Raw genomic sequence first — 16,319 nt, 5'->3', positions numbered from 1 at the left:
TTTTAATATTTTAATTTTGTGAGTAATTTTTTCGGTTTGATTTTTATCGCATTTTAGAAATTTTCTATTTTGAGATTATTTTCAATATGAAATTTTTCAATATTTTGACAAATTTTGTTATCTCAATTTTATGAATGTAATTTTTGAGATAATTTTACATTGAAATTTTGTTATCGCTTATTTTAAAATCGAATTTTTGCGGACATTTTTAGCAAAAATTTTATTATCTCTTTTTGAATTTTCTTTTAATTGAGATAATTCATACTCCTATACATAAAAAATAAAGAGTTCCACTTAGGCACCTCCGCAGGAGCGACAGTTGAACTGACCATGAAAAGTTGAAAATCAAAATCAACTTTAAGGAGGTCATTTCAAGCTCCGAGGACTAGTGCCGTAAGTGGAAACTCTTTATTTTTAATTAACTTTAATATAAAATATATAAAGAAAAAATAACAATAAAAGGATTAAATATGAATATAAAAAATTACATATCGAATAATAAAAAATCAGTATTTAAGATTGTTTTGTACACATTTTTGAGTATATTGTTTATTTCTTTAATCCCGATTTGCACTAAATTAGTAATTGATAATTATAAAAATTTGAATTTACAAACAGCGCTTGGATATGGGACATTGTACATATTTTCAATATTATTATTCTTACTTTTTGAATACAAGAAGAAAATAAGCATTGGATGGTTTGGAGCTAAGTATTCCATATATATTAAAGGAAAAGTTTTTGAATCCATTACCAAAATGAATGCGAAAAAGTTAAATCAAAAAACTACTGGAGATATTATAAATTCAATAATTAGAGATACTGAAACAATTTATGAAAATTACATTTATTGCTACATTTCCCTATATATTAGTATTATTTCATTTTTAGTTTACATAGCGTACATGTTTTATTTAAGTTGGATTTTAACAATTGCAATTATTATAAGCTCAGCAATTTCATTCTTCATTCCTAAAATCGTTGGGGAAAAGATGAAAGACAAGAGAAGGGCTGAAAGTGATAAAAATGCTGAATTTGTATCTATATTTGAAAATTTAATGGAAGGCAAGGAAATTTTTGACTATAACACAAGTGAAGAATTCGTGAAAAAATTTGATAAATATAATGTTGAACATGAAATGAGTGTGTATAATTTAGTGAAATATATTTCATTTACAAATATTTTTTCAGGTGGTTCGCTTTATTTTATCAACATAGTTACATTCATACTTGGTATTGTAATCGTATCAATGGGAATGATGGAAATAGGCTCATTCATGGCACTTATTGGATTTGTTGATTTAGTTGCAATTCCTATAAGAGATATGATTTATTTGATTATTACCATAAAATCATCTTCAAAAATCATCGATAAACTGGATTTTTATCTTGAAGACAAGAATGAAGATTTACTAAAAGAAAAAATTATCAATTTTGAAAAAATAGAATTGAGAAATTTAAGCTATTCAATCAATGATTTTAGTATGAATGGTATTAATATGACATTTTCAAAAGGAAAAAAATATGCAATTATCGGTGAAAATGGTAGTGGAAAATCTACTGTAATGAAGCTATTATCTAAAAAACTTAATAATAGTGACAATCAAATTTTTATAGATGGAATTGATATAAATACCATAAATACAAACGAAATTTTAATGTATGTATCAAATTTATTTGTATTAAATGATAGTGCTTTGGAAAATATTAAAATTTCAAACCCGAATAATGAACCTAATTTTGAAAGTTTACAAATCATTGAAAGTTTAAAATCTAAAGATATAAATGGATTGAGTATGGGAGAAAAAGATAGAGTGAATATTGCTAGAGCGATAAATTCCTATAAGCCAATAATAATTTTAGATGAATTTTTTGCAAATATTGATAAAAATAGTGAAATAGAATTGACGAAATTATTATTGAAAACTAATAAGACCATAATAATAGTTACTCATAATAATGATGAAGAATATTTAAGAATGTTTGATGAAGTGTATAAATTTAAGAAATAAAGGAATTCCACTAGCTGCACTAGTCCTCGGAGCAAAAGCTCCTGCGGAGGTGCCTGCGTGGGATCCATTTATTTTTAATTATTGAAAAATTTTAATGCCTAAATATGGTAATGCTAATAAAATTAACATTCCTAAAATTACAAAAATCACAAATCCAATAATAATATTTAATAGTAAGAAAAATGGGTATTTTTCAGACGCTGTATGTATTTCTTGTTTGAAGATATATTTTATTAAAATTTTACGAGCTAATAGAGCTGATATAATAGCTAAAGCAATAATTATTATTGATATTACAATAGCCGATATATCTTTTTTATCTTTAATATTTACATTATTAAAAATTGAGACAATAACACCAATTAAAATAAATATCATACAAACACTAAAAACTCTGTTTATAATTTTATTATATTTTTTTATTGATTTGAGCAATTTAGTATTTTTAGTTTTTTCAGCTTTGTTATTTAGAAAATAAATAATTGTTTTTAATCCCACAAAAATGGCTGCAAATATTAGCGTTAAATCTCTATAATCTGATTTATACTTAAAATTTACCAATGTTAAAATTATTGAAGTAATAAGAAATATTATTTCAAATTTTATATCCTTCTTTAAATCATATTGTTTATTCATATCTTACTCCTTATTAAAAAATCCCATTTTAATCTCTACAGGATATCGTTATCCTTGTTTATATTCTAACATAATCTAATGGTTTTCGCAAAAAAATAAAGAGTTCCACTTAGGCACCTCCACAGGAGCGATAGTTGAACTGACCTTAAAAAGTTGAAAAATCAAAATCAATTTTATGGAGGTCAGCTCAAGCTCCGAGGACCAGTGCCGTAAGTGAAATCTCTTTATTTTTATTTTAATATTCTGAAGCTCCGGCTGTACCATCTGAATATGGATCATCTATGTTTACATATCCCCCGGCTTTTAGTGTTAGAGTAAATTTGCTTTCAATGTTGTCTATATCTAATTTTTTAATTAGTTCTGCGTATTTCATAAATCTTAAAAGACAGTGTTCTAAGTAGTCAGATGTTTGTTCGTGGATAAGTGTGCCATCTTTATCAAATTTTTCTCTTACATTTGATAATAGAAATTCATTTCCCGGCATTACAAATGCATCAACTCCCGGAGAATCAAGGATTTGTCTTAGGTGTAGTTGAGCTCTGGAAGTTCCCTGTTCTGTATAAGATGCACCTAAAATCATAACCGGTTTATTTTTTAATGGGTGAACATTGAACGAAAACCACTCGATTACGCTCTTTAATACTGCGGGTATTGTGTAGTTATGTTCTGGGGTTACAATGATTACACCGTCAGATGATTCGATTTTATCTGATAATTCTTTGATTTTTGGGTAATCGTCTTGATTTAAATCTTGGTTAAATAATGGAATGTCATTTATATCTAAAATTTCAATTTCAACTACATCATTGAAGATGAATTTTGCATAATCTAAAAGCATTTTATTATACGATTTATCGGAAATTGATCCGGCAATTCCTACAAATTTCATTATTCTTCCTCCTTTATTGAATCCCATTTGAAATTATCAAAATCATGGATGTTGATTAAATTTTCAGCATTCGACTTATTTACAAAATCCACAAATGCTAAAAATTCATCAAAAATATTTTCCATTTCTCGAATTTTATCTCTACCTCTTAGATCTCCCATTTCGTCAAATGCCTTTTTTGAATAAGGCAAAAGATATTCAGAACTTAAAACATTAGCTTCAAGTTCCGGAGACTTTAATATTTGTCTTAGCATATATTGAGCTCTTGACGAACCCAAAGCACCATAAGAAGCGCCGACTATCATTACAGGCTTTTTATATAAAGGATGAATTTTATACGATAGCCATGACAATAGGTTTAGTAAAGATGCAGTTGGAGAATGGTCGTATTCCGGTGTTGCAATGATTACGCCATCAGATTTTTCAATTTTATTTGAAATATTCATAACTATTTCGGGGATTTCATCTCCCTTTATGGTGCCAATTAGGGGCACATCCTTAATTTCAATTAATTCTACATCAACTTTATAAAAAAATTGAGTTTGTATATATTCTAAAAGTTTTCTATTTGTTGAATTTTGGTTATTTGTACCAACTATTCCTACAAGTTTAATCATTATTTCCTCCATAAAATGTATTTATGTACGCCTTTGGTAAATTTAACCTCACCATTTTTATATTGAGCTATTGCCTCTATGTGTTTTTCTGATAGACAGATTTTTTCTATTTCATCAAAGGATTTTCCGAAAAGTTTAGAAGACCATATTTCACAATCAACAGATTTCTTTGAAATGATTGAAAGGCTAGTCATATCCGTTTCAATCGGGTATCCTGTTTTTGAATCAAATATATGATGATAAGATTTGTCATTTATGATTAATTTTCTCTCATATATTCCTGATGTAACTATTGATAAATCATTTATTTCCAACATCATAATATGATTTCCACGTGTTAACTGAGCATCCTGTAACCCGATTTTCCAGTTTATATCAGGACTTTCCAAATTAAATCCATGAGTAAGAATGTTACCGCCAAGATTTATAATTGCAGATAATACATTTTCTGATTTTAAATATTCTAAAATTTTATCGGCAAAATATCCCTTAGCTACAGCCCCTAAATCAATTTCCATGCCCTTTTTGTTGAAAAATATAGTTTTGTTTTCCTCATCTAAAATTAAGTCAGTAGGATTTATTATATTTAATTTCTCATATAATTCTTTATTTGAAGGAATTTTTGCGTTATGAAATCCGATATTCCATAATTTTACAATCGGACCAATGCAAACATTTAAATTACTATTTTCGTCTACGCTATGCATTTTACCTAATTTTATCAACTCAAATAAATCATTATTAACTTTTATAGGATGAATGTGAGCATTTGAGTTTACATACATCAGTTCTGAGTCATTGTTGTATATCGAGTATCTTCTATTATATTCGCCTAATAATTTGTTACATTTTTTTAATATTTCACCAGGACTATCATGTAAAACTTTTATGTGTATCTTAGTTCCCATTAGTGAAGTAAATAATTCGCTATATTTCATATATCTTCTCCATAATTATTATAATACAAAAATCTTAAAAATATAATAAATATATATACTCTTAAATTTCGGTTTCATTCAAATGAATAATTTTGATAGAAAAACACTTGTTAAACTTGATAAATAAACAATTTTGCGGATTTTATTAAATGTAAATATTTTGTAAAATAATTGTAAAAAATAATTAATTTTTTTATTATGTTTTTACTATATCTAGGGTATGGTAAATTTATAAAAAATAAAAATTTATAATCATATGGAGGATTGTTTTATGATTAAAGGAAATAAAATAGAAAAGAAACCTAAATACGGTATGAGAAAATTGAGTTTAGGATTATGCTCAGTTGTATTAGGTTTCGGATTGTTTATGAATGGGGAAGTTTTAAGGACATCAAACTCTCAAAATACAGTTTATGCAAGTGATTCGTTAGCGGGGGGTGCAATATCTAATAATTCTCTAGGAGATGCAAAAGTTAAAGCTGAAAATTACGGTAAGGTAATTGTTGTATCTAATTTAGAAGAAGGACATATTGTAGAATATATTATAGACTATAAAAATGAAAGAGGAGATGTTTCAAATTTAGGAAGTATTGAAATAAAAGATGGAAAAATAGTAGGGCGAAATGGTAATTTTAAAATGTCCGAAATTGTATATAATAAAAAGACAAATGATAAAATAAAATTAAAATATACTAAAGAGTTTAAAACGTTAGTATTAAATACTGATAAATCAAAGGGATTAGAAAAGATTACTTTATTATTACCAGGTGGAGCTATTGAAAATTTTTATCCAAAATTATTTAAAAATATAGAATTATCACCAAAGACACCAAAAGAACCGGCACCAACAAATCCAAAAGAAGAAAAGCCAAAGAAAGAAGAACCAAAGAAGGACTTACCAAAGAAAGAAGAGCCAAAGAAGGACTTACCAAAGAAAGAAGAGCCAAAGAAGGACTTACCAAAGAAAGAAGAACCAAAGAAGGACTTACCAAAGAAAGAAGAGCCAAAGAAAGAAGAGCCAAAGAAAGAAGAGCCAAAGAAAGAAGAGCCAAAGAAAGAAGAGCCAAAGAAGGACTTACCAAAGAAAGAAGAACCAAAGAAGGACTTACCAAAGAAAGAAGAACCAAAGAAGGATTTACCAAAAAAAGAAGAACCAAAGAAGGACTTACCAAAGAAAGAAGAACCAAAGAAGGACTTACCAAAGAAAGAAGAACCAAAGAAAGACACACCAAAGAAAGAAGAGCCAAAGAAGGACTTGCCAAAGAAAGAAGAGCCAAAGAAGGACTTACCAAAGAAAGAAGAACCAAAGAAGGACTTACCAAAGAAAGAAGAGCCAAAGAAGGACTTACCAAAGAAAGAAGAGCCAAAGAAGGACTTACCAAAGAAAGAAGAGCCAAAGAAGGACTTACCAAAGAAAGAAGAGCCAAAGAAGGACTTACCAAAGAAAGAAGAGCCAAAGAAAGAACAACCAAAACAAGAAATTAAAACAGGTTGGGAAGAAATAGGTAATAAATGGACTTACAGAGATGAAAAAGGTAATAAGGTCATTTCAAAGTGGATATATGATTTAAAATATAAATCATGGTATTACCTAAATAGTAATGGATATATGGTAGCAAATGAGTGGATACAATACACAGATAATAATTGGTACTATTTATTAGGAAATGGTAAAATGGCAAAATCAGAATGGGTATATGACAAGACATATTCATCATGGTACTATTTCAACAATGGCGGAGATATGGCTGCAAATAAATGGATACAACATACAAATAATAGTTGGTACTATTTATTAGGAAATGGTAAAATGGCAAAATCAGAATGGGTATATGACAAAGAATATGTATCATGGTACTATTTCAACAATAGTGGAGATATGGCTGCAAATAAATGGATACAACATACAGATAATAACTGGTACTATTTATTAGGAAACGGTAAAATGGCTAAATCTACACGTATAAACGGTTGGTATGTTAACTCAAAAGGTATATGGGAAAAATAAAATCACAGATATTTTATAATAACAATTTAATTATAAAGATTTGTTTTAAAAATTGAGAGGTTATACTATGATAAATGAAAGAAAAAATAGAAAAAATTCAAAATCCGGAATAAGAAGCTTAGGATTAGGAATTTGCTCAGGAATGTTAGCTATAGGTGTATTTTTTAATTCTATTGGGATTTCAGAGGCTGCTTTAGTAAATGGAAAAGATAAATCACAAAATGTAAAATTAACTACTATCCCTAGAGAAAAATTAAAAGAAAACTTAATGGAAAGAGAATTGATGAAGAAACCCTATGAGAGAGCTATAATTAGGAGTGATAAAGAGCATAGGGAATATTTAGAATCTTTTAAAATTCATGCTAAAATTGTCAATAAAGCTATAGAAGTTACAAATTTAAGTGGAAGGACAATTGAAGTATATATTACTTATAATGATAATAATGGAGAATTTAAGGGAGCAACTAACGATAAATTTGAAATAAAAGATAATAAAATAAAGCGTAATGGTAAATATGATACAACTCTAAAAGAAGTTATAAAGTTTAATAATGAACCTCAAAACGCTATCAATGTAGAATATAAACCTGAGACAAAAACATTAAGTTTATCCGGAATTGATAAAATTAAAAATATTTCATCAATTAAAATAACCGGACCTGAATATGTAGTAGCTACATTTAATAAATCTGATTTTAATAAACCGGTAGAAAGTGAAAAGAAAGAAGAAAAACCAAAAGCAGAAACTCCTAAAGAAGAAAAACCAAAAACAGAAACTCCTAAAGAAGAAAAACCAAAAACAGAAACTCCTAAAAAAGATTCACCTAAGAAAGAAGAACCAAAGAGAGAAGATATTGAAGAAGAAACAGAAGAAGAAATAAGAAGAAGAAAAGAAAGAGAAAGAAGAGAAGACGAAACAGCTAGAGATAGAAGAAATAACCAAAATCAAAAATATAAAAAAGGTTGGAACAAAGTATCTGAAAAATGGTATTACACAAATGACGGTGTAAAATTTGTTAGATCTTCTTGGATATACGACGAAGGATATTCATCATGGTATTACTTAAATGAATACGGCGAAATGACAAGTAATAAATGGGTGCAATATTCAGATGGTAGCTGGTATTATCTATTGGAAAATGGAAAGATGGCAGTTTCAAAATGGGTAAAACATACTGACAACAATTGGTATTATCTATTAGGTAATGGTAAAATGGCAGTTTCAGAATGGGTAAAACACACAAATAGCTGGTATTACCTATTGGAAAATGGAAAGATGGCAAAATCAGAGTGGGTATATGACAAAAAATATGTATCATGGTATTACTTCAACAATGGCGGAGATATGGCTAAAGATAAATGGATACAACATACAGATAATAACTGGTACTATTTATTAGGAGATGGTAAAATGGCCAAATCAACAACAATTAATGGTTGGTATGTAGATGCTAATGGTATTTGGAAAAATAGATAAAAACTAAATACATTAAAAGGATAGACAATCAAGTTTATCCTTTTTTTGCTATATGTAATTTTTAGTTGGCCTTTATATAAAAATTTGATTAAAATAAATATAATATTTGACATAATAAAAAAATATTTAGTATACTTAGTAAGTAAGCATATAAGCATTGTATGTTTAGATATAAATTAATATTTTTGGAGGATTAGATATGTTTAAAAGAAATAATATCGAAAAAAAGCCTAAATATGGTATGAGAAAATTAAGTGCAGGATTGTGCTCAGGAATTTTAGCATTTTCAATTTTCTTTGGGGCTGTTGGAGCACAAAGTGTTTCATTTGCTGGGGAAGAAACAAAACAAGAAGTAAAGAAGGAAGAGCCTAAAAAAGAAGAAACTAATAAAAAATTAGAGAAACCAAAAAGAAAAGATCATAACAAATTGAAAGAGTTATTAGAAAAAACTAGAAAAAAAGAAAAAATAGCAGAAATAGAAAAGAAGAAAAAAGAATTACTAGAAGAATCAAGAAGAAAAGAAAAAATAGCAGAAATAGAAAAGAAGAAAAAAGAGTTATTAGAAGAATCAAGAAAAAAAGAGAAAAAAGCAGAAGAAAAAGCTAAAAGGGAAAAGAAGAGAAAAGAACTATTAGAAGAATCAAGAAAAAAAGAAAAAGAAGCAGAAATAAAAAGACTTCAAAAAGAAGAAGAAAGAAAAAAACAACAAGAACAAGCAAAACCTAAAATTAAAAAAGGTTGGGAAAAGAAAGCTGATAATAAATGGTATTTTACAAATGATAAGGGTGAACTAGTAAAATCAGATTGGATATATGACGAAGAATATTCATCATGGTACTATTTAAATGAAGATGGCGATATGGCTGTAAATAAATGGGTAAAATACAAAAATAATGATTGGTATTATCTATTAGGAAATGGTAAAATGGCAAAATCATATTGGTTATACGACGAAGAATATTCATCATGGTACTATTTAAATGAAAAAGGCGATATGGCTGCAAATAAATGGGTAAAATACAAAAATAACAAATGGTATTACCTATTAGGAAATGGAAAGATGGCAAAATCAGATTGGTTATATGATGAAGACTATTCATCATGGTACTATTTAAATGAAGATGGCGATATGGCTGTAAATAAATGGGTAGAGTACAAAGATGGAAACTGGTACTATCTATTAGAAAATGGAAAGATGGCAAAAAATAGATGGGTAAAACATACAGATAATAACTGGTACTACTTATTATCAGACGGTAAAATGGCTAAATCAACAACAATTAATGGTTGGTATGTAAATGCTGACGGTGTATGGGTAGAGTAGAAATTATTAGATTATAAAACATATTGAGGGATTAAAAATATAGTTTTTAGTCCCTTTTTAATGCACATAATATAAAATGTAGATTTTATCTATTATTAAAAAAATTATGTTTTAGCTATTATATAGTATAGGAGATTAAATGAAAGAGTCATTATTTATAGAAAAAATTACCTATAACTGCAATAAAAAAATTGATTTGATTGAAAAAAGTATTGCAAGATACGCTTTAAGATCTATATTTGCAGGAGCTGCTCTTGCTATGACAACTCTAGCCGGCGTAGTTGCAGCTGATTATTTAAATACAATTCACCCAAACCTTGGAAAATTTATGTATGCATTTTTATTTTCTTGGGGACTTATTTACATATTATTTTTAAATGCAGAATTAGCGACATCAAACATGATGTATTTAACAGCAGGTACATATTTGAGAAAAATAAAATTTAGTAAGGCGGTAAAGATTTTACTAGTTTGCACATTTTTTAATTTAGTTGGAGCAGCTGCGATTGGGATATTGGTAAGCAACACATCTGTTTTACATTCGCTAAAAGATACAAGTATGCTTGTTAAAATCGTTGAGTGTAAACTAGCACATAGTAGTTCGGAAATTATGAGTGGCGGTATATTGGCAAATGTATTTGTAAATATTGCAATTATTGCATTCATGCTTGTAAAAGATGAAAATGCAAAAGTAGGCATTATTTTATCAGCAATATTTATGTTTGTATATCTAGGATTAGACCACGTAATTGCAAACTTTGGATCATTCTCACTAGTAGGTTTTTCACAATATGGTAAAAATGTAATAGGATTAAACATTGTAAATGTAATTAGGCAGTGGACATTTGCATTTCTAGGAAATCTTGTTGGAGGAGGATTAATCTTAGGATTCGGGTACGCATGGTTAAATAACAAAGATGTAGTTTACAAAGATTAATTAATTTAATAAAATAAATAGAGTTAGGTTCTATAATCTAACTTTTTTATTTGGAGTATTTATGAAAAAAGAACAAACAACTTTAGAAAGAGAAATAATCAGTAAATCACATACAAAATTCAAACTTTGGATATATTGGATTACATTACTTTCAGGAATTATGAATGTATATGCTATAAAGACTTTTGGTGCAACAGTTACACATCACACAGGAAATGGCAGCTGGATTGCACTTAGTAACTTTCAGGGAAACATCCCCGTTTATAGATTTATTGTCTTGATAGTATTCTTTTTTTTAGGAGCAACTATTTCAGGCATTATTTTTCATAGAAAAATAAAACTTCCAAAGAAGAGATATGCATGGATTCTCATTTCAGGAGGAATAGTATTGATTTTTTTACAATATATCAATATAGGATTTAGAGCATTGTACCTGATAACATTTTGGATGGGATTACAAAATGGCTTATTTATTAGTTATAAAGGTGTAACTGTAAGGACAAGTCATATTACAGGATATATAACTGACGCCGGATTTTCTTTTGGTCAATATATAAAAGGAAATAAAAGACAATTAAGATATATGCTATTTTATATAAAATCCATATGTGCATTTATACTCGGAGGATTTTTAGGATACTATATAACCGAATTTTTAGAGTATGAATATATAATCTTCGGTTTATTGTACATATTGTGCGGAGCCTTTTTCCTATATCTAAGGAACGTCGAAATAAACGAATAATGAGAAGCTTTGAGATACATGAAATTGTGTGTGGGGGGTGTTACCGAGCTCAGATTACCTGTAAATTGCAAAAATATATGAGATAGATGAAATTGTGAGGGTTGCCGGGCTCAGATTACCTGTAAATTGTAAAAATATATGAGATACATGAAATTGTGGGGGTGTCATTACCTGTAATATTAAAAAATAATCGCAGTACATGAATTGCCGAGTGTTGCCGAGCTCAGATTACCTGTAAATTGCAAAAATATATGAGATACATGAAATTGTGAGGGTGTCATTACCTGTAATATTAAAAAATAATCGCAGTACATGAATTGTCAAGGGCAGCCGATATCAGATTACCTGTAAATTTTAAAAATATATGAGATACATGAATTTATGGGACAGGCATTACCTGTAATATTGAAAAATAATAGCAGTACATGAATTGCAGAGGGCAGCCGATCTCACATTACCTGTAAATTGCAAAAATATATGAGATACATGAAATTGTGAGGGTGTCATTACCTGTAATATTGAAAAATAATCGCAGTACATGAATTGTCAAGGGCAGCCGATCTCACATTACCTGTAAATTGCAAAAATATATGAGATACATGAAATTGTGAGGATGGCATTACCTGTAAATTGCAAAAATATTTGAAATACATGAAATTGCGGACATATCCATAATATGTGATCTATAGGCTAATCTATCAATTATTGCACTTGTAAGCATAGGAACCTTAAATACTTCCTCCCATCTTTACAATGTTAAATTAGTTGTTAATTACAATGTTAAATTAGTTGTTAACATTATTTAGCATTTATTATTTCTTGATGATAGTAAATTAAATAGTATTTCATAACCAACTTTATCAAATGAGGTATATCCTAGTTCATCTAAAATCATTAAATAGTATTTTTCAAATGTTCTTTTGTAATTTGTAATTTGTCAGTTGGGTTTTATTCGTCGATTCTTGTAACTAAATTATTAAATTTGAAACGGTTGTAAATAATACATTTTTATCTTAAACATACTATAATCCAAAATAAAGATGTAATAAATTGATAAAAAGAGCTATAATATTAAAATTGTGTTGTGCTCTGTTATATAAATGTGCATTGTTTGTGGGTTTCGATTTTGACCTTTTTAAGATATTGTTGGATTGCTTTCTTGTCACATATGTTTGACAGTTCAAGAATTAAATTTATAAAAAGTAGTTAAAAATATTGAAATGATAAAGTTACTATGTTATCATATTAGAAATAATTACAAAAAAGAATATTAAACTCATATAAGCCCTTAATATGGTGGGGCGTATCTACCTATAACCAAAAATTATAGTCTATGGGTTAGGATTGACATTTTAAAGATTTTCTAACTCAAAACGTGAGAAAGTCTTTTTTGTTTTTAAATATTTTTTGGAGGAATTATATGAAAGAACAATTTAATAGTAAGAATGAAGATGAGTTGATTTATTCTATCGATTCTAAGCCACCTGTGGGAGTAAGTATTATACTTGCATTGCAACATATTTTAGCAGCTTTTGCGGGGATAATTGCTGTGCCATTAGTTGTTTGTTCAGCATTAAAATTTGATGTTGCTACAACTTCGGTTATGGTATCAGCGACAATATTTGCATCAGGATTGACGACTATTTTGCAATCAAAAGGTGTATGGAAAATTGGGTCAAGAGTGCCGGGCATGATGGGTACAGACTTTACATTTGTAAATCCGTCTATAAGTGTTGGAGCTAAATTTGGCATAGCGGGAATTATAGGAGCTACAATTACAGGTTCATTTGTTGAAATTATTTTAAGTAGATTTATAAAGAAAATTATCAAATTTTTCCCACCATTGATTACCGGGACAGTTGTATCGCTTATCGGTATAACATTATTGCCGGTTAGTGTTGATTGGGCAGCAGGTGGAGTGGGAGCTTCAAATTATGGTTCATTACAAAATCTGGGAGTAGCATTTGTAATTATGCTATTTACAATATTCTTAAATCACTATGGAAAAGGAATTTGGTCATCGGCAGCAGTGTTTATAGGAATGGTATTTGGTTATTTGATTTGCCTACCATTAGGTATGGTAGACCTAAAGCCGGTTGCAGATGCATCATGGGTAGCAATTCCAAATATTTTAGGAAACGGAATAAAATTTGACTTATCATCAACATTATCATTTGTGCCGGCATTTGTTGTTTCGACGATTGGAACCACAGGTATTATGATGGCAATAGGGGAAGCTTCAAAAGTAAAACTTTCAAGTGACAGGGTTGCAAATGGGGTTTTAGCAGATGGTATAGGTTCAATGATTTCAGGATTGTTTGGAGCAGGTCCAAATACGTCATTTTCGCAAAATGTCGGATTAATCACGTTGACAAAAGTTGCAAGTAGATATGTTATGATTATTGCAGGTGTCATATTAACATTATTAGGTGTATTTCCAAAATTAAGTGCATTAATTTCAGTAATGCCACAGCCTGTTTTAGGAGGAGTAGGTATAATAATGTTTGGCCTTGTCGCAGCCCAAGGGGTAAAGACATTATCTGCGATAAAACTTGGTGATAGAGAACTGCTTATAATTTCAGTAGCATTCGCACTGGGAATCGGCGTAACAGTAAAACCGGAAATTCTAAATGGACTACCTGAAGCGTTGAAAATGATTTTATCGTCAGGTATTTCAACAGGTACACTTGTCGCACTTATATTAAATATTATATTAAAGGACAGAAAGAAGGCATAATAATGAAATTGTTAGAAGAAATGATTGTAAAACACGGAAGAGTTTTATCAGGAAATATCTTAAAAGTTGATAGTTTTTTAAATCATCAAGTAGATCCAAATTTATTTATGAAGATGGGAAAAGATTTTTACGAAAAGTTTAAAGATAAAAAAATTACAAAAGTTTTGACTCTTGAGGTTTCAGGAATAGGAATAGCACTTACAACAGCATTCTTTTTCAAGGTACCAATGGTATTTGCTAAAAAAATAGCTTCAAAAACATTAGTTGATGACGCTTGGAAAAGTACAGTTTACTCATTTACAAAAGATAGAGAATATGAGATAAGAGTTGAAAAAAAATATTTGACACAAGATGACAATGTTTTGATAATAGATGACTTTTTGGCAAACGGAAAAGCATTAGGTGGATTAATAGATTTATGTAATCAATCAGGAGCAAAGATTGAGGGAATTGGAATAGCTATAGAAAAATCATTTCAAGAAGGTGGTAGACTATATAGAGAAAAGGGGTATGAAGTTTATAGTCAAGCAATGATAAAAGAATTCAAAGATGGAAATGTAGTTTTTGAGAGATAGTAAATATATATTGAAGGAGCTGTTGCGAAATATTTTGTAGCAGTTCTTTTTATATTATAATTAACAATAATAGAGGGTTTATCAAGATTATATGATATAAATCGGTATAGTTGGTATCGCAAAAAATAAGATTTTAAAAAATGAGATAATAAATAAATACCTATTATTTTTTACTCAATTGAACTTTAAGATTTTACAAAAAGAGAGAGAAATTTAATTTTCTCTCTCTTTGCTTTTATCTGTTAGTATTTTATTTTACTTACCTGTCAGAACCTTCACAGCTCTTCATCTTACTTATATTATTAATGTCAATAGCTCGGCAATCTATTTCTTTAAGAAAATTATTCCAAAGGTATTTCTACCACAATGTGAAGATATTGTACAACTTGCTTTGTTTACAATTATTTCTTCAAAATTTTTAAGAGATGAAATAGTATTTTTAGCTAATTCGATATCGGCTTCATCTGCTCCGGAATGTGTAAGATATATGCGTCTTAAATCAATTTCATCATTATCTTCGAGTTTGTCCTTGAAAAATTTTATAAATACCTTATTTATATTTCCTCTGTATTTATTTCCCACATCCATTTGTCCATTTTTTTGTGATGAAACAAATATGCTTGGCTTAATATTTAGTAAGTTAGCACCGAAAGCTTGTAAAGCAGTTAATCTACCGCCTTCTCTTAAATATGTTAGAGAATCAATAATAAAACTTACATCTAATTTTTCTCTCAATTCCTTCAATCTTTCAACTATTTCATCGGTCGACTTTCCTTCATTAATCATTTCATATGCCTCAACCAATAAAGCACCGGAACCGGTTGAAAGAGACTTTGAATCAATTACATATACATTATCCAACTCATTTGCTGCTAAAGTTGCGTTTTGATATGAAGCTGATATACCTGAGCCTATGCTTACGTGAATAATATCATAGTCTCCATTATTCCATTGTTCAAAGTGACCTAGATAGTCACCAATGCTTGGAGCAGCAGTTTTAGGTAAAATTTTGTTTTTGTCATAATAATCATATATAAAATCAGGTGTGATATTTATCATATCTTTATATTCTTTATCATCCAAATTAATGTATAATGGCAATGTATGAATCTTATATTTTTCTAACAAATCAGACGATAAATCACATGTCGAATCAGCACTTAAAATTATCTTTTTCATTAATCCTCCTTGTATCATTATAAATATTATAATGCATTGTATTATATAAATCAATTGTGAGGATTTAATGTGCATTATAAACTTAATTAAAAATATATGTTATTAAATAGAAAAATATATACTATTTCATAAAAATAAACTCAAGCAAAATAAGTAAAAAAATTGATTATTTTTCATTTATTAAAAATTATTAATAAAATTAGATTTTTACATACATAAAAACTCAATAGTATTGAAAAATTATT

Annotated in this window: 13 protein-coding genes and 1 riboswitch; of the genes, 8 read left to right on the top strand and 5 right to left on the bottom strand. The window is 28.6% G+C overall.

All coding sequences use genetic code 11. The annotated features are described in order from the left end of the window. Positions 1 to 470 precede the first annotated feature (470 nt). The gene (locus EQF90_RS06135) at positions 471 to 2,012 is read left to right on the top strand and encodes an ABC transporter transmembrane domain-containing protein (RefSeq protein ID WP_134711840.1); all 1,542 of its coding nucleotides are present in this window, start codon (positions 471 to 473) and stop codon (positions 2,010 to 2,012) included. A 78-nt stretch (positions 2,013 to 2,090) separates the two neighbouring features. Here EQF90_RS06135 and EQF90_RS06130 read toward each other — a convergent pair whose 3' ends face one another. The 4 genes from EQF90_RS06130 to EQF90_RS06115 form a co-directional block, all read right to left on the bottom strand. Continuing rightward, positions 2,091 to 2,648: a hypothetical protein gene (locus tag EQF90_RS06130; protein ID WP_134711839.1), complete on the bottom strand. Its 558-nt coding sequence runs from the start codon at positions 2,646 to 2,648 to the stop codon at positions 2,091 to 2,093. A gap of 235 nt (positions 2,649 to 2,883) precedes the next feature. After that, positions 2,884 to 3,537, bottom strand: a complete 654-nt coding sequence (locus tag EQF90_RS06125; RefSeq protein ID WP_134711838.1) for an NADPH-dependent FMN reductase — start codon at positions 3,535 to 3,537, stop codon at positions 2,884 to 2,886. Next, positions 3,537 to 4,154, bottom strand: coding sequence for an NADPH-dependent FMN reductase (locus EQF90_RS06120; RefSeq protein ID WP_134711837.1), 618 nt, complete (start codon positions 4,152 to 4,154; stop codon positions 3,537 to 3,539). Before EQF90_RS06120 ends, EQF90_RS06125 begins: the two co-directional genes overlap by 1 nt. Continuing rightward, complete coding sequence (locus EQF90_RS06115) at positions 4,154 to 5,092, bottom strand: FAD:protein FMN transferase (RefSeq protein ID WP_134711836.1); 939 nt, start codon at positions 5,090 to 5,092, stop codon at positions 4,154 to 4,156. Before EQF90_RS06115 ends, EQF90_RS06120 begins: the two co-directional genes overlap by 1 nt. 271 nt (positions 5,093 to 5,363) lie before the next feature. Between EQF90_RS06115 and EQF90_RS06110 the strand changes: the two genes are divergently transcribed. The 7 genes from EQF90_RS06110 (at position 5,364) to EQF90_RS06080 (ending at position 14,895) form a co-directional block, all read left to right on the top strand. Further along, a complete protein-coding gene (locus EQF90_RS06110; RefSeq protein WP_330167157.1) occupies positions 5,364 to 7,100 on the top strand; it encodes a YSIRK-type signal peptide-containing protein in 1,737 nt (578 codons plus the stop codon). A gap of 67 nt (positions 7,101 to 7,167) precedes the next feature. After that, on the top strand, positions 7,168 to 8,577 hold the full coding sequence (locus EQF90_RS06105) for an N-acetylmuramoyl-L-alanine amidase family protein (RefSeq protein WP_167604101.1): 1,410 nt from the start codon (positions 7,168 to 7,170) through the stop codon (positions 8,575 to 8,577). 199 nt (positions 8,578 to 8,776) lie between these two features. Next, the gene (locus tag EQF90_RS06100) at positions 8,777 to 9,901 is read left to right on the top strand and encodes a YSIRK-type signal peptide-containing protein (protein WP_134711834.1); all 1,125 of its coding nucleotides are present in this window, start codon (positions 8,777 to 8,779) and stop codon (positions 9,899 to 9,901) included. 139 nt (positions 9,902 to 10,040) lie between these two features. Further along, a complete protein-coding gene (locus EQF90_RS06095; protein WP_134711833.1) occupies positions 10,041 to 10,838 on the top strand; it encodes a formate/nitrite transporter family protein in 798 nt (265 codons plus the stop codon). 61 nt (positions 10,839 to 10,899) lie between these two features. Then, a complete protein-coding gene (locus tag EQF90_RS06090) occupies positions 10,900 to 11,583 on the top strand; it encodes a YoaK family protein (protein ID WP_134711832.1) in 684 nt (227 codons plus the stop codon). Between the two features lie 1,256 nt (positions 11,584 to 12,839). Further along, positions 12,840 to 12,937: riboswitch (purine riboswitch) on the top strand. A 66-nt stretch (positions 12,938 to 13,003) separates the two neighbouring features. Continuing rightward, on the top strand, positions 13,004 to 14,320 hold the full coding sequence (locus tag EQF90_RS06085) for a uracil-xanthine permease family protein (protein ID WP_134711831.1): 1,317 nt from the start codon (positions 13,004 to 13,006) through the stop codon (positions 14,318 to 14,320). A gap of 2 nt (positions 14,321 to 14,322) precedes the next feature. Continuing rightward, on the top strand, positions 14,323 to 14,895 hold the full coding sequence (locus tag EQF90_RS06080) for a xanthine phosphoribosyltransferase (protein WP_134711830.1): 573 nt from the start codon (positions 14,323 to 14,325) through the stop codon (positions 14,893 to 14,895). 324 nt (positions 14,896 to 15,219) lie between these two features. On the opposite strand, the gene EQF90_RS06075 is transcribed toward EQF90_RS06080, so the two are convergent. Next, entirely contained in the window at positions 15,220 to 16,074 is an 855-nt protein-coding gene (locus EQF90_RS06075; RefSeq protein WP_134711829.1) for a DegV family protein, read from the bottom strand. Positions 16,075 to 16,319: the final 245 nt, after the last annotated feature.

It is taken from the genome of Helcococcus ovis (assembly GCF_004524775.2).
Taxonomy (GTDB): domain Bacteria; phylum Bacillota; class Clostridia; order Tissierellales; family Peptoniphilaceae; genus Helcococcus; species Helcococcus ovis.
This window is presented reverse-complemented; position numbering and strand designations above follow the sequence as displayed.

What these genes read in the sequence shown, in the direction of transcription:
- EQF90_RS06110 (WP_330167157.1), top strand. Translation starts at nt 5,364, where the DNA reads ATGATTAAAGGAAATAAAATAGAAAAGAAACCTAAATACGGTATGAGA.
- EQF90_RS06085 (WP_134711831.1), top strand. Translation starts at nt 13,004, where the DNA reads ATGAAAGAACAATTTAATAGTAAGAATGAAGATGAGTTGATTTATTCT.
- EQF90_RS06080 (WP_134711830.1), top strand. Translation starts at nt 14,323, where the DNA reads ATGAAATTGTTAGAAGAAATGATTGTAAAACACGGAAGAGTTTTATCA.
- EQF90_RS06105 (WP_167604101.1), top strand. Translation starts at nt 7,168, where the DNA reads ATGATAAATGAAAGAAAAAATAGAAAAAATTCAAAATCCGGAATAAGA.
- EQF90_RS06125 (WP_134711838.1), bottom strand. Translation starts at nt 3,537, where the DNA reads ATGAAATTTGTAGGAATTGCCGGATCAATTTCCGATAAATCGTATAAT.
- EQF90_RS06090 (WP_134711832.1), top strand. Translation starts at nt 10,900, where the DNA reads ATGAAAAAAGAACAAACAACTTTAGAAAGAGAAATAATCAGTAAATCA.
- EQF90_RS06075 (WP_134711829.1), bottom strand. Translation starts at nt 16,074, where the DNA reads ATGAAAAAGATAATTTTAAGTGCTGATTCGACATGTGATTTATCGTCT.
- EQF90_RS06130 (WP_134711839.1), bottom strand. Translation starts at nt 2,648, where the DNA reads ATGAATAAACAATATGATTTAAAGAAGGATATAAAATTTGAAATAATA.
- EQF90_RS06095 (WP_134711833.1), top strand. Translation starts at nt 10,041, where the DNA reads ATGAAAGAGTCATTATTTATAGAAAAAATTACCTATAACTGCAATAAA.
- EQF90_RS06115 (WP_134711836.1), bottom strand. Translation starts at nt 5,092, where the DNA reads ATGAAATATAGCGAATTATTTACTTCACTAATGGGAACTAAGATACAC.
- EQF90_RS06100 (WP_134711834.1), top strand. Translation starts at nt 8,777, where the DNA reads ATGTTTAAAAGAAATAATATCGAAAAAAAGCCTAAATATGGTATGAGA.
- EQF90_RS06135 (WP_134711840.1), top strand. Translation starts at nt 471, where the DNA reads ATGAATATAAAAAATTACATATCGAATAATAAAAAATCAGTATTTAAG.
- EQF90_RS06120 (WP_134711837.1), bottom strand. Translation starts at nt 4,154, where the DNA reads ATGATTAAACTTGTAGGAATAGTTGGTACAAATAACCAAAATTCAACA.